Below are 19920 nucleotides of genomic sequence, written 5' to 3' on the forward strand. Positions count from 1 at the left end.
GCAGCGAGGTGCAGTCTTTACGGAAGGTTCTCGCGAAAGATCACCTGGCTGCGCGTGGTCTCCACGCCGCTGAGCGCTTCGCGCTTGTCGCGCAGGTTGGTGAAGATGCGCACGCAACTCATCAGCGTGGTGTGCGGGCTCTGCGTGATCACCGCGTCCATGCTGCCGTCGATGAGGAGCGCGCGGGTGTCGGGCGTGAGGCCGTGGCCGATGAAGACCACCTTCTGCTCGCGCCCCGCTTCCTTCAGCGCACGCGCCACGCCGTCTGACGCGCCGCCGATGTTGTAGATGCCGCCCATGTCGGGGTGCTGCTCCAGCAGCGCGCGGGTCTGGCGGTAGTTCTTGGCCGCATCGTCCTGGCCTTCGCGCAGGCCCACCACTTCGAGCTTCGGGAACATCTCGTCGATGACGTGCAGGAAGCCCGCCTCGCGCTCCTCGTGCGCCTTGTAGCTCAGGCTGCCCGCGATGAGCGCGACCTTCGCGGCGCGCGCGCCGATGAAGCGGCCGATGAGGTAACCGGCCGTGCGCCCGGCGGCGCGGTTGTCGAGCCCCACGAACGCAGCGCGCTCGGAGTTCGACAGATCCGAGATCAGCGTGACCACCGGCAGCCCGCGCGCGGCCAGCGCGGCCACCGCTTCGCGCACCGCCGGATGTTCGAGCGCCATCATCGCGATGCCGTCGCAACGCTGGCCGTGCTTGCGCAATGCGTCGGCCAGCTCGTGCGGATTGAAGCTCTCGATGAACACCGTGCGGCACTGCACGTTGAACGGCGCCCAGTGTTCCTGCGAGTACCCCACCATGTCGCCCAGCATGCGGATGAAGCGGTTGGTGCCCGCCGGCAGCAGGAACACGAGCCGCAGCGGTGGCGGCGTCAGCGCCGCATAGAGCTCGGGCCCCGGCAGGTAGTCGAGCTCGCCAGCTGCCTTGAGCACACGCTGCACCGTGGCGTCACGCACGCCGGGCCGGCGGTTGAGCACGCGATCGACCGTGGCGGTCGACACCTGCGCCGCGCGCGCGATGTCGACCACGCGCGCGCGGCGTGCATCGGAAGGAGGTGAAGGGTTATCCCGCATACATCAAAAACCATCAGGATCGAGTTTGACCCGGATGATGCATCCTTTTATCTTCGCTGTGGCCCGAATCCACCGATGCATCAGATTGCATCAAGCGCATTCCGAAGATCCTGGAGACAAAAGACATGACCTCGCTGACCCGCCGCAGTGCACTGCGCACGCTTTCCGCCCTCCCCGCCGCCGGCATCGTGTCGGCCGTGCCGCGCATCGCGCGCGCCGCGGAGTTCTCGTACAAGTACGGCAACAACCTGCCGCTGAGCCATCCGCTGAACGTGCGCGCGCAGGAAGCTGCGGACCGCATCGCCAAGGAAACCAAGGGCCGGGTCGAGATCAAGATCTTTCCGAACAACCAGCTCGGCGGCGACACCGACATGCTCGCGCAGGTGCGCTCGGGCGGCATCGAGTTCTTCACGCCCTCGGCGCTCGTCATCGCGACGCTCGTGCCGGTGGCCGCCATCAACGCGGTGGGCTTTGCGTTCAACGACTACAGCCAGGTGTGGGCCGCGATGGACGGCAAGGTGGGCGCGCACGTGCGCGGCGCCATCGCCAAGTCGCGCCTCTACGCCTTCGAGAAGATGTGGGACAACGGCTTTCGCCAGACCACCAGCAGCAAGGCCGCCGTCGCTAATGCGAAGGACATGGACGGCCTGAAGATCCGCGTGCCGGTGAGTCCGCTGTCGATCTCGATGTTCAAGGGCCTGGGCGCCGCGCCCGCGAGCCTGCAGTTCAGCGAGGTGTACTCCGCGCTGCAAACCAAGATCGTCGATGCGCAGGAGAACCCCCTGCCCATCATCCAGGTCGCCAAGCTCTTCGAGGTGCAGAAGTTCTGCTCGCTCACGAATCACATCTGGGACGGCTACTGGTTCATTGCCAACGGCCGCGCGTGGGACGCCTTGCCCGCCGACCTGAAGACCATCGTCGCGCGCGCCATCAACGACGCCGGCATGCAGCAGCGCGAAGACATCAAGAAGCTCAACGACTCGGTGGTCGGCGACCTGCAGGCCAAGGGCCTCACCATCAACCGCCCCACGGCCGACAGCTTCCGCGCGAAGCTACGCGAATCGGGCTTCTACGGCGAGTGGAAGGGACGCTTCGGCCCCGAGGCCTGGGCGTTGCTCGAAGGCACCGTCGGCAAGCTGGCTTAAGCGGCCATGGTGCATGAATCCACTTTCGAGGCGACGCCGTTTACTGGCGCTGGCCCTTCGGCCAACGCGCTGAGCGGCATCGCCGGGCGCGCCGACCGCGTGATCGGCGGCGCCGTCGAGGCGGTGGCGGCGCTGCTGGTGCTGGCCGAGATCTGCGTGCTGTTCGCGGGCGTGGTGTCGCGCTATGTGTTCCATGCGCCGCTGGTGTGGTCGGACGAGCTCGCGTCGATCCTCTTTCTCTGGCTTTCGATGCTGGGCGCCGTGGTCGCGCTGCGGCGCGGCGAGCACATGCGCATGACGGCGCTGCTGCAGAAGGTGACGCCTTCGACGCGCGCCATGCTCGATGCGTTTGCCATCGCCGCATCGATCACGTTCCTCGTGCTGATCGTCTGGCCCTCGATCGACTATGCGCACGAAGAGTCGTTCATCGTCACGCCCGCGCTGGAGATCAGCAACGCCTGGCGCGCCGCGGCCATTCCAGCGGGCATCGGCATCATGCTGGTAATGGCACTGCTGCGGCTGTTGCGCGTGTGCACGGGCAAGCAGATCGCGGTCGCGGTGCTTGGCATGGCCGCGCTGGTGGGCGTCTTCTGGCTCGCCGCGCCGCTGTTCGCGACGCTCGGCAAGTTCAACCTCGTGATCTTCTTCGTGGTCGTGGTGGCGGCCACCGTGCTCTCGGGCGTGCCCATCGCGTTCTCGTTTGCGCTCGCCACCTTCGGCTACCTTGCGCTCACCACGCGCACGCCGCTGCTGGTGATGGTGGGGCGGCTCGATGAAGGCATGTCGCACCTGATCCTGCTCGCGGTGCCGCTCTTCATCTTCCTGGGCGCGCTGATCGAGATGACGGGCATGGCGCGCGCCATGATCCAGTTCCTCGCGAGCCTGCTGGGCCATGTGCGCGGCGGCCTCTCGTACGTGCTGATCGGCGCGATGTACCTGGTGTCGGGCATCTCGGGCTCCAAGATCGCCGACATGGCCGCGATTGCGCCGGTGCTGTTCCCCGAGATGGTCAAGCGCGGCGCCAAGCCCGGCGACCTCGTGGCGCTGCTCTCGGCCACCGGCGCGCAGACCGAAACCATTCCGCCGTCGATCGTGCTCATCACCATCGGCTCGGTGACGGGCATCTCGATCGCCGCGCTCTTCACCGGCGGGCTGCTGCCGGCCGTGGTGCTGGGCGCGGCGCTGTGCGTGGTCGTGTGGTGGCGCTACCGCCGCGAAGACCTGAGCGGCGTGCAGCGCTACAGCAAGCGCGAGATCGGCAAGCTGCTGATGGTCGCGCTGCCCGCGGTGCTGCTGCCTTTCGTGATCCGCGCGGCCGTGGTCGAAGGCGTGGCCACGGCCACCGAGGTGTCGACCATCGGCATCGTGTATTCAGCGCTCGTCGGCCTCTTCGTGTACCGGCAGTTCGACTGGAAGCGCCTGAAGCCGATGCTGATCGACACCGCCTCGCTCTCGGGCGCGATCATCTTCATCGTCGGCTGTGCCACGGCCATGGCCTGGGGCCTCACGCAGTCGGGCTTCTCGCAGGACCTGGCCCGCATCATGGGCGCGCTGCCGGGCGGCGCGTATGGCTTCCTGGCCGTGTCGATCGTCGCGTTCATCGTGCTGGGCAGCGTGCTCGAAGGCATTCCGGCCATCGTGCTGTTCGGGCCGCTCCTCTTCCCCATCGCCAAGGCCGCGGGCGTGCACGAGGTGCACTACGCGATGGTCGTGATCTTCTCGATGGGCATCGGCCTGTTCGCGCCGCCCTTCGGCGTCGGCTACTACGGCGCCTGCGCCGTGAGCAAGGTCAACCCCGACGAAGGCATCAGGCACATCTGGGGCTACATCGCCGCGATGCTGGTGGGCCTCGTGATCGTGGCCGCCTTCCCGTGGTTCTCGACCGGCTTCCTGAAATTCTGATCACAACAACACACTCACATCACCGGAGCCAATTGCAATGAGTCGATTCCTCGGCGAAATCCGCCAGCTGGGCTATGTCGTGCACGACATCGAAGCCGCCATGGACTACTGGAGCACCACCCTGGGCGTGGGCCCGTGGTTCTACAACCCCAAGGTGCCCATCAAGAACTACCGCTACAACGGCGAAGCGCACGAACCGCACAACTCGGTGGCGCTCGCGAACTCGGGCTACGTGCAGGTCGAGCTGATCCAGACACGCAACGACGTGCCCTCCATGTACCGCGACTTCCTGCAGGCCGGCCGCACCGGTCTCCAGCACGTCGCCTACTGGACCGCCGACTACGACGCAGACCTCGCACGCCTCACCGCCCAAGGCTTCAAGCCCGTGATGAGCGGCGAAGTGGGCGAGCGCGGCCGCTTCATCTACTTCGACACCGAGTACCACCCGGGCACGGTGATCGAGCTGTCCGAAGTGGCGGGGCCGAAGGGCAAGATGTTCGACCTGATCCGCAGCGCCTCCGAAGGCTGGGACGGCAGCGAGCCGGTGCGGCCCTTTCCCGACCTGAGCAAGCTGTGACGATGGCGGCCGAACGCATCCGCGCGCGCTACCTGATCGAGACGCCGGTGGACCTGGCGGCCGTCGCCGAGGTGATGGCCGGCGAGCAATCGTGCGGCACCTTCACGCGCGTGGAGGGCGAGACCGATGCGCTGCGCGAACGTGCGCGTGCGACGGTCGAGGCGATCACCGAGCTGGAACCCGCCGAGGCGCCGAGCCTGCCGAACGCGCTGCTGGAGCGCAAAGGCACGCGTGGGCCGTGGCGGCGTGCGCATGTCGATATCTCGTTTCCTGTCGCGAACATTGGCGCCAACTTACCGACGCTTGCGGCGACCGTCTCCGGCAACCTCTATGACCTGGGCGAAGTGACTGGCCTGCGGCTCGAGTCGCTGCACGTTCCGGCCGCGTACCGCGCGCAATTCGAGATGCCGCGCGTGGGCATCGCGGGCACGCGGCGCGCCACCGGCGTGGCGAGCGGTGCGCTGGTCGGCACGATCATCAAGCCGAACGTGGGCCTGTCGGCCACCGAGACCGCCACGCTGGTCGGCCGGCTCTGCGCCGCGGGCGTCGATTTCATCAAGGACGACGAGGTCTGCGCCGACCCCGCGCATGCACCGCTCGCAGAGCGCGTGCCCGCCGTGATGGCGGTCGTGCGCGCCCACCAGGAGCGCACCGGCAAGCACGTGATGATGGCCTTCAACATCACCGACGAAACCGACGCGATGAAGCGCCACGCCGACCTCGTCGAGCGCGAAGGCGGCTCCTGCGTGATGGCCAGCCTCAACTGGTGCGGGCACTCGGGCATCCAGACGCTGCGGCGCCACACCAGCCTGGCGCTGCACGGCCACCGCAACGGCTACGGCGCGTTGTCGCGTCATCCGCTGCTGGGCATTTCGTTCCAGGCGTACCAGACGCTGTGGCGCCTCGCGGGCGTGGACCACATGCATGTGCACGGCCTGCAGGGCAAGTTCTCGCAGTCCGACAGCGAAGTCATCGAATCGGCGCGCGACTGCTTCACGCCGCTCACCGATGCGGCGGACGACCGCGTGATGCCTGCCTTCTCGTCGGGCCAGTGGGCAGGCACCGTGCCCGCCACCTGGGCCGCCATCGGCAGCGACGACCTGCTCTTCATGGCGGGCGGCGGCATCCTCGCGCATCCGGACGGCGCCGAGGCTGGCGTGACCAGCATCCGCCAGGCCTGGTCGGCCGCGCGCGCGGGCACGACGCTGCAGGACGCCGCGAAGCACGCGCCCGAACTCGCGCGCGCTCTGGCCTTCTTCGGCAAGCCATGACGCCGGCCCCGGCCGTCGTCTACTACGGCGACGATTTCACCGGCGCGACCGACACGCTCGGTACCGCAGCACGCGCGGGCCTGCGTGCCTTGCTGTTCTTGAAGACGCCTGACGCCGCGCGGCTCGAGCGCGTCGGCCCGCTCGACGTGCTGGGCATCGCGGGTGCGGCGCGCGCGATGACGCCGGAGGAGATGCAGGTCGAACTTGCCCCCGTCGCCGCGCTGTTCCGTTCGCTCGGCGCGCGTGTACTGCATTACAAGACCTGCTCGACCTTCGACAGCGCACCGCACATCGGCTCGATCGGCGCCGCGGTGCGCGCGTTGCGCGGCGCGGTCGAACAACCGTGGACGGCGATCGTCGGCGGGCAGCCGAACCTGGGCCGGCATTGCCTGTTCGGCAACCTGTTCGCCGCGGCGGGCGCTGGCGGCGAGGTGTTCCGTATCGACCGCCATCCGACCATGAGCCGGCACCCGGTGACGCCGATGCACGAGGCGGATTTGCGACAGCACTTGGCGGGACAAGGTCTGGCCGACGTGCATTCCATGCCTTTCACGGCGGCGTCGAAGGGCAGTGCGGCACTCGAGGCTGCGCTGCAACGCGCGCTTCAGCCGCCCTCACCCGCAACGCCGCCTGGCGCCGTGCTGTTCGATGTGGCCGATGCCGCGCAGCTTGCGACCATCGGACAGGTGCTGTGGGCGCGGGCACAGCGCAACACCTTGCTCGCGGTGGGCCCCAGCAGCGTGGTCGACGCGCTGGCGCCAGCGCTGGACTCACGCAATGGCACCGCGCCGGCGCGGCGCGTCGTCACGCCCGCACCGGGGCCTGTGCTGGTGCTTGCCGGAAGCCTGTCGCCCGTCACGGCACGGCAGGTCGCGGCGGCACGGTCATTCGAGACCGTGTGGCTCGATGCATCAGCGATGGCGCAGCGGGACGCCGCCACGCTGGAACGCCATGCGCGAGACATCGCGAACGGGCTCGCCAGCGGCCGCAACGTGCTGGCCTGCACCCGCCCCCTTGATCCAATGCCGATCGAACGCAGCATCGACGCCCAAGCCCTCGCGCGCGCCGGTGGCGAACTCCTGGCCCGCGTGCTGGCCATCGTGCCGCTGCAACGCGTGGGCATTGCCGGCGGCGACACCTCGAGCCATGCCGTGCAGGCGCTCGACGCCTGGGGGCTTTCGTACGTGGCGGACATCGGCGCCGGCACTTCGTTGTGTCGCGTGCACAGCGACGACGCCGCGCTCGACGGCCTTGAGATCATGCTGAAGGGTGGCCAGATGGGCTCGGACGACGTGTTCGAGCGTCTGGTGCACGGCGCAGCGTAGGCAGGCGTCCAGGTTCCCTTGTGCGAGCGAGCCAAGCGCCGCTTCGGCAGAGCCTGACGCGCCATCCCCGAAGGTCCGTCAGCGCAGCGACTGCGCGCAATGTGCCAACGCCTGGCGCAAGGTGGTGCCCACGCGCCGCAGCGAAAGCCCGTGACGGGCGGCCATCTCGTCGCGCGTCAGCTCATGAATGCGCAAGCCCATGAAGATCGCCTGGTGACGATGCGGCAAGCCGCGCATGGCGCGCTCCACAGCCAGCAAGCCGGAGCGGGCCTCGGCAAGGCCTGCCCCCCAGAGCTCAGCCGCATCCATGCCGACGCATCGGCATTCCAGAAGCTGGACATCGGGGGCGCCGACGACATCGCGGCCGGGGTGGGCCAGCATCCAGGGGTATTGCGGGTGCCGCAGCACAGCGCGAGTTCGCTGCACCTGGCGTCCCGTGCGCAGCGCGTAGTGCGCCGCCACGATGGGCTCGAGCAGCCGGCTCCAATAGGCGGCGGTATCTGCAGACCGAGCCAGGCAAGGATCGACGGGTTGCAGCAGGTCGTGGCGCTCGGTCCTCTCCATCCATAGCCGCACGGGGGACTTGAAGGGATCACGGCCTATGGCCGCAGCGGCGTCGAGACAGCCGAGGCCGGCTTCGCCCGCGCTCGGCCAGCGCCCGGTGATCGCATCCTTCGAACAGGCGGATGGCACCAGGCGCAATGCGGGGGCGCGCGAGCGCACACGAGTGCTCGGGGAACGCTGTGTGTTCCGGGGCGTTGAGTTCATGGATATCTTTCTGAAGGTTGGAACTGCCCCATCCAGCAAAAAGCCCCGCCCTCTCGATGGAGAGGCGGGGCTTTGGTGGAGGAGCTGAGTGGGAGTGGTGAGAGGGAGGAGGAGGAGGAGGAGGAGGAGGTCGAAGATCAAACAGCGTCAAGCGGCGAGCTCCAGTGCATGCGCCAACGCTCGTTGCTTGAGGGCAGCGCCTTGGCCGAACCAGGCGCTGTCCAGGCGGTACTCGCGGTTGCGAGCCCGGCGCTCGTGGTCGACGAATTCGGTCATCGCGCTGAGCAAGCCCCAGGTCGTGCCCCGCGCAGCGGCAAGCTCGGCGCCCCGGCCCTTGCCCTCGTACAACTCGAGGACCTTGCGGGCCGCCCAGGCTCGCGGTATGGACTGGGTGCCGGTCTGGGCTGTGGCGAGCCCGTTCGATTCGATCGGCCCATAGAGCACACGCTGGATATAGGCATCGACCTCTTTGCCCTTGACCTTGCGCTCGGACAGGACCTTCATGCGGTACATGAAGTCGTCCCACTGGCCGATGGCAATGCCCAGCTGCCTTTTGACAGCATCGGCATCGAAGCAGGTGTTATGGGGCACGCGAATCACGTTGCTCGTGTTGTCCAGTGCGATGGCCAGCGTGTTGTTGCACACGACTCGCACGGTCGTCGGCGTGACCGTGGTGGCCAGCGAGCCGTCGCAGGAGGTTGCGAACAACAGATAGCCATTGACGGTGTCGCTACCCTTGAGCACGGCTTGCTTGCCGGTACGTGCCAGCGCCCAGACCTTGCGCCCACCCTTGAGGACCCCTGCCGTCTCCATCTCGTAGCCGCCCACCTCGGTGAGGTCGCGATAAAACTCCAGGACTTCGCGGGGCTGCACGACCTGGTAGCGGCTGCTGACGACCGACAGCGGTGAGCGCGAGTCGCTGCGGTAGAGCACCTTCTGGTCGGCAAAGGATTCCAGGATCTGAGGGGAATCACCCTCAGGTTGTGAATCACTGGCGCACGACACGGCGCCTTGGACGATGAAGCGCACCGGGGTTTCCTGGATGGTCCAGTCCATGCCGGCTTGCTGGGCCCAGACCTCAAGGGGTTGCTTGGGTTGGAGACGATGGCCCAGGCGATGCCAGGGGGTGTCGCCCGCGTAGGCCATTGTTTCGATGAGATGTGCCATGAGGTGATTTCCTTTTTTGGGTCGGAGGTGAGGAAAGAAGAGTGGTCAGCGGCGCGAGGCCGAGAAGGTGTGGCCGCAGGCCAGGCAGCGGGGGTTGCGCAAGATCGCGTCGTCGACGACCTCGCCAAGCGCGGCGCCGACATGTGAAGTCGTAGCCGTGGGACTTGAAATGCACAGGACATTCAGGAAAAGGTCAGAACACACGCCAGGCAGGGTCGGACGGCAAAAAGCCCAGCGCGGCGGAGACCGGGCTGGGCTTTGTTGGGGGCAGATGGACTTTCTACTGTCTATCCGGTGTGGTCATATGGGGCTGAAAATTTCTGGAGTCGCCACGACGCCTGGGTTTCTGGGTCCGTGTAATAGCGCATTGGCTGAAACTTCCCACTTTATGCCCCCGAAGCGGAGCAACTATGGGCGCGCCAAAGCCACAGGAGTCCATTCAAGCGTCAACTCATTCTTGGCATCGCCGCTTGAGCTGAAGTTCACACATCTATCCTCCGGGCGCTAAGCTAGAGTTTCTTTTGGAGGAACCACGATGGATTTTGATTTTGACGCCTGCGACATGGACTACGATTTCCAATGGGAATCGGCCCTACGGGTCACACACCTGGAAGAGGCGGAGTTTCAGGCCAACCTACTCGGCTACTCACTGAACGAATAGCAAGCTCTTGAATTGTTACCGCCAGTCCAATCGCGATCCAGCATGAGCATGAGCATGAGCATGAGCATGAGCATGAGCATGAGCAAATGAAAGTTTGCTCCAGGAGAAAAGAAAAAGCCCGACAACGCAGGACGTTGTCGGGCTTTTTGTCTGGTGCCGCTTGTCGGAATCGAACTGACGACCTTCCGCTTACAAGGCGGGTGCTCTACCAATTGAGCTAAAGCGGCTGAAAGAAAAACAGTGCTGGCGAAGATTCTAAGCGGCCGGCTTTGGGGCCGACCGCGTCGTCACTTGACGCGCTTGAGCGACGGTCGGGTGCCGCCACCAGCCGGCGGGCGCGGCGGCTCGTCGGTCGGGTCGGCAGGTTCCGAGTCGGCATCGACCGTCTCGTCACCGTCTTCGCCCGTCACCAGATGAAACACCTTGCTGGCGTCGCCTTCGGTGCCCCGCGAGGCATCGCGCAGCGGCATGCGCGGCGCGTTGTTCGGCGATGAAGCGGCCGTGGCAGCGTCATCGCCGCCATCGCCCGACGTGGCGGCCGGCACGGGTGCCGGAAACGCCATGCCCTGGCCGTTCTCACGGGCGTAGATCGCGATCACGCGGCCGACCGGCACGCTGATTTCGCGCGCCGTGCCGGCGAAGCGGGCCTTGAACTCGATGAAGTCGTTGCCCAGCTTCAGCGAACTGGTCGCGTCGAAGCTGATGTTCAGCACGATCTCGCCGTTCTTCACGTACTCGCGCGGCACCTGGACGGTGTCGTCGACCAGCACCGCGACATAGGGCGTGAACCCGTTGTCGGTGCACCACTCGTACAGCGCCCGGATGAGGTACGGGCGGGTGGAAGAGGACTCGAGCGCGTTGATCATGAAGGACGGCGAATTACGAGGAAAGCAAGCACGCAGCTTACTTACTTGCGCATGACCTTTTCAGACGGGGTCAGTGCTTCGATGTAGGCCGGGCGCGAGAAGATGCGCTCGGCGTACTTCAGCAGCGGTGCCGCGTTCTTGCTGAGGTCGATGCCGTAGTAGTCGAGGCGCCACAGCAGCGGCGCGATCGCCACGTCGAGCATCGAGAAGTTGTCGCCCAGCATGTACTTGTTCTTGAGGAACACGGGCGCGAGCTGCGTGAGGCGGTCGCGGATGTGCGAGCGGGCCTTTTCGATGGCCTTGTCGTTGCCCTTGGTGGTGCGGTTCTCGAGCGTGGCCACATGCACGAACAGTTCCTTCTCGAAGTTGAGCAGGAACAGGCGCACGCGCGCGCGGTCGACCGGGTCGCCGGGCATCAGTTGCGGATGCGGAAAGCGCTCGTCGATGTACTCGTTGATGATGTTCGACTCGTACAGGATCAGGTCGCGCTCGACCAAAATCGGCACCTGGCCGTACGGGTTCATCACGCTGATGTCTTCGGGCTTGTTGTAGAGATCGACGTCGCGGATCTCGAAATCCATGCCCTTTTCGAACAACACGAAGCGGCAACGGTGAGAGAAGGGGCAGGTCGTTCCTGAATACAAGACCATCATGGCGAGAGACTCCTAAAAATCAAAAAGAGTGGGTCGCCTGGGCAACCCACTCTGTGGGACCGGACGCACGAGGCGCCCGATCGGCGTGAACGGAAATTACTTGACGTCTTTCCAGTACGAGGCGTTCAGTCGCCATACGAAAACCACCGACATGGCCAGGAACAGCAGCACCCAGACGCCGATGCGCACGCGGGTGTTCTGTGCAGGTTCGGCCATCCACTGCAGGTAGCCAACGAGGTCGCCCACTGCGCTGTCGAACTGCACCGGGGTCAGCGTGCCGGGGGTCACTTGCTCCCACTTGCCCGTGAACACGTCGGTGGCATGACCGTGCTGCTCGACCTTGGCGTGCACCGGCTGGCGCTCACCCTGCAGTTCCCACAACGGGTTCGGCATGGCGACGCTCGGGAACAGCAGGTTGTTCCAGCCGGTGGCCTTGGTATCGTCGCGGTAGAAGCTGCGCAGGAAGGTGTACAGGTAGTCGGGGCCCGTGCCGCCGTGGCCGGCGCGCGAACGTGCGACGAGCGTCAGGTCGGGCGGCGTGGTGCCGAACCATTCCTTGGCCTGGCGCGCGTCGATGTTGGCCTTCATGGTTTCGCCGACCTTGTCGGTCGTGAACAAAAGGTTGTCCTTGATCTGCTGCTCGCTGATACCGATGTCCTGCAGGCGGTTGTAGCGCATGAAGGCGGCCGAGTGGCAGTTGAGGCAGTAGTTGACGAACAGCTTGGCGCCGTTCTGCAGTGCCGCCACGTCGGTGGTCTTGTTGGGCGACTTGTCCCACGCCAGACCGCCGGATTCGGCGGATGCGGCCGCGGAGAAGGTCAGGCCCAGAGCCAGACCCATGACAGCGAGCCAGCCGGAAATTCTTTTCTTCATCGTGTTTCTCTCAAGCTCTCTTGCACTTCTCGCGCATCAATGGGCGGCGAAGACCACGCGCTCGGGCACGGTCTTGAATTCGCCCTTGCTGCTCCACCACGGCATCAGCAGGAAGAAGCCGAAGTAGAAGAGCGTGCCGATCTGCGAGATGGTCTGGGCGATGTCCAGGGCGAACGAGCCGATGACCAGGTTGCCCCAGACGCCGGGTGCCTGGATGCCCAGGTAGCCCAGGATCAGGAACAGGAACACGAACACGCCGTAGACATACTTGTGCCAGCTCGGACGGTAGCGGATCGACTTGACTTCGCTGTGGTCGAGCCACGGCAGGAAGAACAGGATGATGACCGAGCCGCCCATGATGACCACGCCCCAGAACTTGGCGTCGAAGGTCTTGAGCAGGAAGATGGCGACAGCGGCCACGACCACGGCGGCAATCTTGAGGCCCATGCCCGACTTGCCCTTGACGAAGTTCCAGATGGCGGCCGCCGCGATGATCAGCGCGAACACGTTGACCATGTCGTCGGTGGTGGCGCGCAGCATCGAATAGAACGGCGTGAAGTACCAGACTGGCGCGATGTGGTTCGGCGTCTTCAGCGAATCGGCCGGGATGAAGTTGTTGTACTCCAGGAAGTACCCACCGGCTTCAGGCGCGAAGAAGATCACGGCCGAGAAGATCGTGAGGAACACCACCACGCCGAAGATGTCGTGCACCGTGTAGTACGGGTGCGACGGGATGCCGTCGACCGGATGGCCGTCAGGACCGCGATTGGCCTTGATCTCGATGCCGTCGGGGTTGTTGGAACCCACTTCGTGCAGCGCGATCAGGTGGGCCACCACGAGGCCGAGCAGCACCAGCGGCACAGCGATGACGTGGAAGCTGAAGAAGCGGTTCAACGTGGCGTCGCTCACGACGTAGTCGCCGCGGATCAGCAGGGCCAGGTCAGGACCGATGAACGGGATGGCAGCGAACAGGTTCACGATGACCTGGGCGCCCCAGTAGGACATCTGGCCCCACGGCAGCAGGTAGCCCATGAAGGCTTCGGCCATCAGGCACAGGAAGATCGCGCAGCCGAACACCCAGATCAGCTCGCGCGGCTTGCGGTAGCTGCCGTACATGAGGCCGCGGAACATGTGCAGGTACACCACGATGAAGAACGCCGAGGCGCCCGTCGAGTGGATGTAGCGGATGAGCCAGCCCCAGGGCACGTCGCGCATGATGTACTCGACCGATGCGAACGCCTGGTTCGCGTCGGGCTTGTAGTGCATCACGAGGAAGATGCCGGTCACGATCTGGATCACGAGGACCAGCATCGCGAGCGAGCCGAAGATGTACCAGAAGTTGAAATTCTTCGGTGCGTAGTACTTGCCCCACTGGTCGTTCCAGAGCTTGGTCAGCGGGAAACGGTTGTCGACCCAGTTGAGCAGCTTCTCGCCTGCGGGGGCGTTGGGGGAAACTTCGTGAAATTCAGCCATGTTCGTGGTCTCCCTCAGGCCTTCTTGCTGTCGTCGCCGATGAGCAGGCGCGTGTCCGACAGGTACATGTGCGGAGGCACAGGGAGGTTGTCAGGAGCGGGCTTGTTCTTGAAGACGCGACCGGCGAGGTCGAACGTGGAACCGTGGCAAGGGCAGAGAAAACCGCCTTCCCAGTCGTTCGGCAGCGAGGGTTGCGGGCCAGCCTGCAGGCGGTCGACCGGCGAGCAGCCGAGGTGGGTGCAGATGCCAACCACGACCAGCACATCGGGCTTGATCGAACGTTGGCCGTTCTGCGCGTACGTGGGCGTGAATTCGTCGGGGTGACGCTTGGAGAGCGGGTCGGCGAGCTGGCCATCGAGCTTGGCGAGTTCGGCGATCTGTTCGGGAGTGCGCTTGAGAATCCAGACCGGCTTGCCGCGCCATTCGACGGTGATTTTTTCGCCGACCTTGAGGGCCGAGATGTCCACTTCGACCGCGGCGCCCGCGGCTTTTGCCTTTTCGGACGGCTGGAATGTGCTCACAAAAGGGATTGCGGTGGCCACGCCGCCCGCTACGCCGGCACAGCTGGATGCGATCAACCACGTCCGCTTGCTTGTGTCGATCCGGGGCGAGCCGGAGGTCATGTCACTCATGGGGATCCTCTAAGTCTTCTTCGCTGGAGCAGGGGCTGACCTTTGCCACAGCAAGGTCAACCCGAGATTGTAGCGGGGCGCAAAAGGGTTTTTCAATGATTGCCGCGCGTCCGCACGGCGCCGCTGCGCATGCGCGACAGCGCGCAACAACCCGAGGCGCTCAGCTCAGCAGCCCGTACTGGGTCGCCTGCCGGACGGCCTGGGTTCGCGACTTGACCGCCAACTTGCGGTAGATCCGCTTGGCGTGGAACTCGACCGTGTTGATCGAGAGGCAGATCGCTTCGGCAATCTGCCGGTTGCTCCAGCCTTGCGCGATCAACCGCAGCACATTGAGCTCCCGAGGTGACAGCAGCCCGGGAGCAGGCATCGGGGGCGAAACCGTGTCGCAGTCGCGCAGCGCGGACTCGACACCCTCCGGCTTCGCGGACGCCGCAATCAAGCCGAGGACGCGACGCGCGACGCGTGCATCGATCGGCGAACCACCGCGCTCGATGGAGCGCAGCAAGAAAGAGAGTTCGGCATCGTCGGTGCTCGTAAGCAGATAGCCGGAGGCACCAGACGAGATCGCGGCCTCGACCAGCAGGCGGTCGTCGTCCTTCGACATGGCGATGGCGTCGATCTGCGGGTAGACACGCCGCAGGTGCGACAGAAGTGCGACGCCGCCGTCATCGGACAAGTGCATGTCGACCAGCACTAGGTCGTAGGGCAGCGCGGCCAGCAGATGGATAGCTTCTGCGTGCGTGGAGGCAATCACCACTCGGCGACCTGGGGCCAGGTCGCAAAGGAGGCGTCGCATGCGGTCGGCCAGCGCCAAGTCGCCCTCGACGATCAATGCGCCGAAGAATGCGCAACCCAAGCCGGCGTATCGCCCAGCGAGCGCTGGGGCCGAGTTTGCGCTGCTGGGGGACAGGTGATTCATCATGAGCAGACACCCCCGCTCACGCCATCTGCCGCGCTCACGCACTCCCGCACACCTGCCGCCACCGCCCCCTCAGACAATCGAACCACGCATATCCCCTTGTTGTGCCCAGCGGCATACCTTGAATGTCAACTTTCGTTTCGGGTACTGCAGGAACGATGCCCGGACCTCGGTGATACGGCCAACCGCAACGAGGCGTCGGCCAGTGCGTTGATTTCATTGAGGAATTGCAGCGGCGGCACTCGGCACCACGCTGATCAAGGTGCGCATCAGTCGCAGGCGTTACGGCCGCGCCGGACGGAACGTTACGTAGCATCGAGATACATATGCACTCGTCACATTCACCAGCAAAAATCGAGGCAATATGCGGTTACAAGGATGCTGTGGCAAACGCCCCATGCCCAAGGCCAAATTAGTTGCGGCACACTTCTGATGCTGCTAATCTCGAATCAAGAGCATAAAAACCCTTTGAGAGGATCACTGTGAAGATGAACAAACTGGTTGCTACCGTCGCCCTTGCCACCCTGGCAATCTCGTCGGCTTTTGCCCAACCACAGGTTACCCCTGCGCCCGCAAGCAACAACACTCGCGCATTTGCACCGGGCCCCGCTGGCGCTCCGAGCGCAACCGCTGCTGGCCTTGGCGGCCTGACCCCCGTTCAATGGGGCGCTGTTGGAGGCACCGGCGCACTGATGCTGGCCCTCGGCAGCAGCAACAACGGCAACGGCGGCGGCGGCTTCTTCGTCCCCGGCACCGGCACCACTGGCACGGGCACCACCGGCACGCGTTAATGCTGGTTGCCCTCCTGAAAGGAGGGCATTCGCTGAAAAGTCCGCGCGTTGCTTCCGCCACGCGACTCTTAGAACGTTGCCTTTTGGCAACGTTTTGCTTGGGCGTTGGCGGTTGCTCCTCCGGAACCTCAGCCATGCTGGATTCAGCTCGCCTGCTCTATCGCGGTGAGTCTGAAGCGGCCCAGCCCAATTTCAACCCCAGCTATCGGTATCTGCGGACTAGCGTCAATGGACGCGTCCTCTTCATGGTGCTCGGCTACATCGACCGGCGCGCCGAAGGGCCCGTCGAGGTTTGGTATAGCGGCACGGGTGAGGTCGTCCGACTCCTGAATGGCCAGCTGGTCGGCACGACCGGCTTGTCCATCGACTGGCGCGACGTTCGACTCTCCAACCCGCCTGCCTGGCAAGCTCATGCTGCCAACGCAACGCAGACCTACGTTCGAGAGCGCGACCTGATGCCCGGCTATCGCTTCGGCATTCGCGACGACGTCGCGCGCGCACCAATTACCCCTCCCCCCGACAGCGCCCTTGCTGGTGCGTCGGCCAACTCCTTGAGTTGGTATGAAGAACGCAGCGTGTCCCGCCCTGCGGCAGCCTCCGTTCCCCCCGCACGCTTCGGCGTTTCATTTGCTTCTGGCGCCCCTCAGGTCGTGTATTCGGAGCAATGTATTTCCCGCGACCTCTGCATGAGCTTCGAACAGTGGACACCCCCCACACCAGCAGCCGACACCGCGGCGCGCGCTGGTACATGAGCCCCCTCTTTCTGCAAGCCATCAGACCCCCGCATTGGCCCCGTCGGACGGCCCTTGCCTGCGCGCTGATGGCGAGCCTTGGCGCCTTGGCGGAGCCGTCGCAGAACACAGCAACCGTCGAACCTGCAAGCGACGCCGAGGTGCGCCCCGGCGAGCGGCTGAGCAGTTGGCTGCTGCGCCAACCCGAGGGCACTGCAGCACCCGGACTGGCTTGGCGCGTGCCGCAGGAGCGGCTGGCCCAACAGTTCCTGAAGAACACCCTGCTCGTGCGCCTCGAAGCGGCCAGCAGGCGCGCACCACGGGCCGAGCAACTCGATCGGCTGAAGCTCATCACGTGGCTGCAGAATCTCCCGATCACCGGCCGCGTCGCGCTGGGCATTGTGGACCCTCGCTGGCTGCAGGCACACCCAGATCAAGATCCCCTGCTGTCGGCCGGACAGCAACTCGTTCCCCCCCCTTCGCAACTGAAAACCATCGCGGTCGTACGGCCCGATGGCGAACTCTGCCATGTGGCACACGAAGCCGGCCGGACCGTTTGGGACTACGTCATCGCCTGCGCGCCCAACACCACCCACGACTGGGCATGGGTTGCGCAGCCCGACGGCCGGACGTCGCGCGTGGGCATCGCCCCCTGGAATGGCCATCCTTCCGACGAACCGGCTCCCGGCGCATGGATCTGGGCAGCGCCGCGCGGCATGACCGAACTGGTCGACGCGTCGGAAGGCATCATCAAGTTCCTTGCGACGCAAGGCCCGTCGCCCCAGGCAGCAACGCTGCGCGCAACCACTGCGGCGCTTGCGCCTGCAAAGCCGCTCATCGCGACCAGTCCACCCGCCCTGCCGTCAGTGCCACCGGAAAGCATCATCTCCGTGCGCTCCGACGCTTCGGCCCCGCAGTACAAAGCACCGCGCACGAGCAGCAACGACTGGGGCGAGACAGGTCTTCTCCAAACGCCCACGGCACGCATGGGCGAAGCCGGCGATTTCCGCACATCGATCAGCCACGTGTCTCCCTATACACGGCTGAACGTGATGTTCCAGCCGCTGGACTGGCTAGAGGCCGGCTTTCGCTACACCTCGGTCAGCAACCGTACCTATTTCGCCACTACCCCAGGCCAGAGCTACAAGGACAAGAGCATCGACGTTAAGGTCCGACTGTTGCGTGAATCAGCCTACGTGCCTGAATTGGCGCTGGGCTTCCGCGACCTCGGTGGCACCGGCCTCTTCTCTTCCGAGTACTTGGTCGCCAACAAGCGCTACGGCGATCTCGACTTCAGCCTCGGCATCGGCTGGGGCTACCTGGGCAGCAGCGGGAACATCCGAAACCCATTGCTCGCACTGAGCAACCGCTTCAGAACCCGCTCCGCCAGTTCATCGACGGGGGGCGAAGCAAACTTCAACTCCTTCTTCCGAGGCCCGGCAGCTCTGTTCGGCGGCATGGAATGGCGCACCCCCTGGGATCCCCTGACCGTCAAGCTCGAGTACGAAGGCAACAACTACAAGAACGAACCTCAGCAGAACAACCAGGTTCAGCGCTCGCCTTTCAACATCGGGCTGGAGTATCGCTACTCACCCGGCGTCGCCTTCACCGCCGGTCTGGAACGCGGCAACAAAGTGATGGTGGGCCTGACCCTGTCCACCAATATGGCCAACATGCGGGCCAGCAAGCCCGCAGACCCGCCTCCACCCCGCTTCACCCCAGAGGCGCCAGCCAATCCACCCGGCTGGGCCACCACCGCCGCCGAGATCCAGGCACGCACCGAATGGACCGTGCAGCGCATCGCGCCGCAAGGTGACAGCGCACACGTGTGGATCACCGAAAGTCACACGGTGTACCGCGAGGCCCGTGTGCAGCAGGTCATTGCCGTCATGCATCGCGATGCCCCGGCATCGATCAAGCGCTTCATCCTTCACTACAACGAGCGCGGACTCGCACTGCACACGCAGGTTGTCGATCGCAGCGAGTGGGTGACGGCGCACTACCAGGCACAGACGCCCGCCGAACTGCGCGCCACGGACCAGCGTGACTACGCCCCGCCGCGCGACCGGACCGAGGATGGGCTCTACGTGCCGGCAGCGCCACAGCGCCCCCCCGCCGACGTAACAGCCGCCGTCAGCGCATCACCCGGCGAGACGCCGGCCATGGCTCCCTGGGAGCGGCGCACGGAAAAACTCACCTTCGGCCTGACCCCGAGCTTCTCGCAGATCCTCGGCGGCCCCGATGCCTTCCTGCTCTATCAACTCGGCGTCTCGGCCACTGCGGAGTACCGCTTCACACCCAGCACCTGGGTGAACGCCGCGCTGAACTGGCGCCTGATCGACAACTTCGACAAGTTCACCTACACAGCGCCCAGCAACCTTCCGCGCGTGCGAACCTACCAGCGCGAGTACGCAACGACCAAGCGGTTCACCATGCCGGTGTTTCAGTTGACCCACGTGGGCCGACTGAACGAAGACCAGTACTACAGCGTCTACGGTGGCGCCCTTGAGTCGATGTTTGCCGGCGTGGGCGCCGAATGGCTCTACCGCCCGTGGCGCAGCAAATTCGCCTTCGGCATCGATGTCAACCATGTGCGTCAGCGAGACTTTGCTCAGGATTTGGGTCTGCGCGATTACAAGGTCAACACCGGCCACGCCACGCTCTACTGGGATACGGGCTGGAACGGCGTACAGGCCAGGATCAGTGCGGGGCAGTACCTTGCGGGCGATCGAGGTGTGACCCTTGACATCAGCCGCCGCTTCGACAACGGCGTGACGATCGGCGCCTGGGCGACCAAGACCAACGTCTCCGCGGCACAGTTCGGCGAAGGCAGCTTCGACAAGGGCATCTACGTGTCCATCCCCTTCGACGCACTGCTACCGCGCTCGAGCAAGTTCACTGCGAACTTTGCCTGGGCGCCGCTGATACGGGACGGTGGCGCAAAGCTGGGGCGGATCAACCCGCTGTTCGAGATGACCTCGATACGGGACCCGAAGGCCTTCAGCTTCACACCGCCCGACGACAAGGCGCCCAAGGCCGGGGACAACATCCTCGACTTCAAGCGAGCGCAATAGGCGACGCTGGCTGAAAACA

The 19920-nt window shown here is 65.1% G+C and carries 17 protein-coding genes and 1 tRNA gene; 8 read left to right on the top strand and 10 right to left on the bottom strand.

The genetic code is table 11. From position 1 onward, the window contains the following. Nucleotides 1–17 precede the first annotated feature (17 nt). On the bottom strand, nt 18–1073 hold the full coding sequence (locus CY658_RS15000) for a LacI family DNA-binding transcriptional regulator (protein WP_101490954.1): 1056 nt from the start codon (nt 1071–1073) through the stop codon (nt 18–20). A gap of 125 nt (nt 1074–1198) precedes the next feature. Between CY658_RS15000 and CY658_RS15005 the strand changes: the two genes are divergently transcribed. The 5 genes from CY658_RS15005 to CY658_RS15025 are packed head-to-tail and all read left to right on the top strand — an operon-like array spanning nt 1199 to nt 7293. Further along, nucleotides 1199–2218: a TRAP transporter substrate-binding protein gene (locus CY658_RS15005; protein WP_101490955.1), complete on the top strand. Its 1020-nt coding sequence runs from the start codon at nt 1199–1201 to the stop codon at nt 2216–2218. A 6-nt stretch (nt 2219–2224) separates the two neighbouring features. After that, complete coding sequence (locus CY658_RS15010; protein ID WP_101490956.1) at nt 2225–4120, top strand: TRAP transporter large permease; 1896 nt, start codon at nt 2225–2227, stop codon at nt 4118–4120. Between the two features lie 37 nt (nt 4121–4157). Further along, entirely contained in the window at nt 4158–4697 is a 540-nt protein-coding gene (locus CY658_RS15015; RefSeq protein ID WP_101490957.1) for a VOC family protein, read from the top strand. Between the two features lie 2 nt (nt 4698–4699). Next, entirely contained in the window at nt 4700–5968 is a 1269-nt protein-coding gene (locus CY658_RS15020; RefSeq protein WP_101490958.1) for a ribulose-bisphosphate carboxylase large subunit family protein, read from the top strand. Beyond that, nucleotides 5965–7293: a four-carbon acid sugar kinase family protein gene (locus CY658_RS15025; RefSeq protein ID WP_101490959.1), complete on the top strand. Its 1329-nt coding sequence runs from the start codon at nt 5965–5967 to the stop codon at nt 7291–7293. The genes CY658_RS15020 and CY658_RS15025 overlap by 4 nt, the downstream gene beginning before the upstream one ends. 78 nt (nt 7294–7371) lie before the next feature. Here the strand turns inward: CY658_RS15025 and CY658_RS15030 are convergent, their stop codons facing one another. Next, nucleotides 7372–8016, bottom strand: coding sequence for a YqaJ viral recombinase family protein (locus CY658_RS15030; protein ID WP_180838955.1), 645 nt, complete (start codon nt 8014–8016; stop codon nt 7372–7374). Nucleotides 8017–8208: 192 nt separating this feature from the next. Continuing rightward, nucleotides 8209–9228 carry a DUF932 domain-containing protein gene (locus CY658_RS15035; protein WP_101490961.1) on the bottom strand — a complete coding sequence of 340 codons (1020 nt, stop codon included), beginning with the start codon at nt 9226–9228 and terminating at the stop codon, nt 8209–8211. Between the two features lie 535 nt (nt 9229–9763). Here CY658_RS15035 and CY658_RS33010 point away from each other — a divergent pair. After that, nucleotides 9764–9889: a hypothetical protein gene (locus CY658_RS33010; protein ID WP_257884874.1), complete on the top strand. Its 126-nt coding sequence runs from the start codon at nt 9764–9766 to the stop codon at nt 9887–9889. A gap of 151 nt (nt 9890–10040) precedes the next feature. Here CY658_RS33010 and CY658_RS15040 read toward each other — a convergent pair. The 7 genes from CY658_RS15040 to CY658_RS15070 all read right to left on the bottom strand — a co-directional run bounded on the left by CY658_RS15040 (nt 10041) and on the right by CY658_RS15070 (nt 15308). Continuing rightward, nucleotides 10041–10116 (bottom strand) — tRNA-Thr (locus tag CY658_RS15040). Between the two features lie 60 nt (nt 10117–10176). After that, entirely contained in the window at nt 10177–10755 is a 579-nt protein-coding gene (locus tag CY658_RS15045; RefSeq protein WP_101490962.1) for a ClpXP protease specificity-enhancing factor, read from the bottom strand. 41 nt (nt 10756–10796) lie between these two features. Further along, a complete protein-coding gene (locus CY658_RS15050) occupies nt 10797–11408 on the bottom strand; it encodes a glutathione S-transferase N-terminal domain-containing protein (RefSeq protein ID WP_056572661.1) in 612 nt (203 codons plus the stop codon). 96 nt (nt 11409–11504) lie between these two features. Then, the gene (locus CY658_RS15055; RefSeq protein WP_101490963.1) at nt 11505–12281 is read right to left on the bottom strand and encodes a cytochrome c1; all 777 of its coding nucleotides are present in this window, start codon (nt 12279–12281) and stop codon (nt 11505–11507) included. A 36-nt stretch (nt 12282–12317) separates the two neighbouring features. Next, nucleotides 12318–13754, bottom strand: coding sequence for a cytochrome b (locus CY658_RS15060; protein ID WP_101490964.1), 1437 nt, complete (start codon nt 13752–13754; stop codon nt 12318–12320). Between the two features lie 14 nt (nt 13755–13768). Continuing rightward, entirely contained in the window at nt 13769–14386 is a 618-nt protein-coding gene (petA, locus tag CY658_RS15065; RefSeq protein WP_101490965.1) for a ubiquinol-cytochrome c reductase iron-sulfur subunit, read from the bottom strand. A 160-nt stretch (nt 14387–14546) separates the two neighbouring features. After that, on the bottom strand, nt 14547–15308 hold the full coding sequence (locus tag CY658_RS15070; protein WP_257884875.1) for a response regulator transcription factor: 762 nt from the start codon (nt 15306–15308) through the stop codon (nt 14547–14549). Nucleotides 15309–16230: 922 nt separating this feature from the next. Here CY658_RS15070 and CY658_RS15075 point away from each other — a divergent pair. Together CY658_RS15075 and CY658_RS15080 are read left to right on the top strand one after the other, a co-directional pair. Next, the gene (locus CY658_RS15075) at nt 16231–16848 is read left to right on the top strand and encodes a YjbF family lipoprotein (protein ID WP_180838956.1); all 618 of its coding nucleotides are present in this window, start codon (nt 16231–16233) and stop codon (nt 16846–16848) included. Continuing rightward, complete coding sequence (locus tag CY658_RS15080; RefSeq protein ID WP_101491298.1) at nt 16845–19901, top strand: YjbH domain-containing protein; 3057 nt, start codon at nt 16845–16847, stop codon at nt 19899–19901. Before CY658_RS15075 ends, CY658_RS15080 begins: the two co-directional genes overlap by 4 nt. The last annotated feature ends 19 nt before the right edge of the window (nt 19902–19920 follow it).

The organism is Variovorax sp. RO1 (assembly GCF_002849325.1).
GTDB lineage: Bacteria > Pseudomonadota > Gammaproteobacteria > Burkholderiales > Burkholderiaceae_C > Variovorax.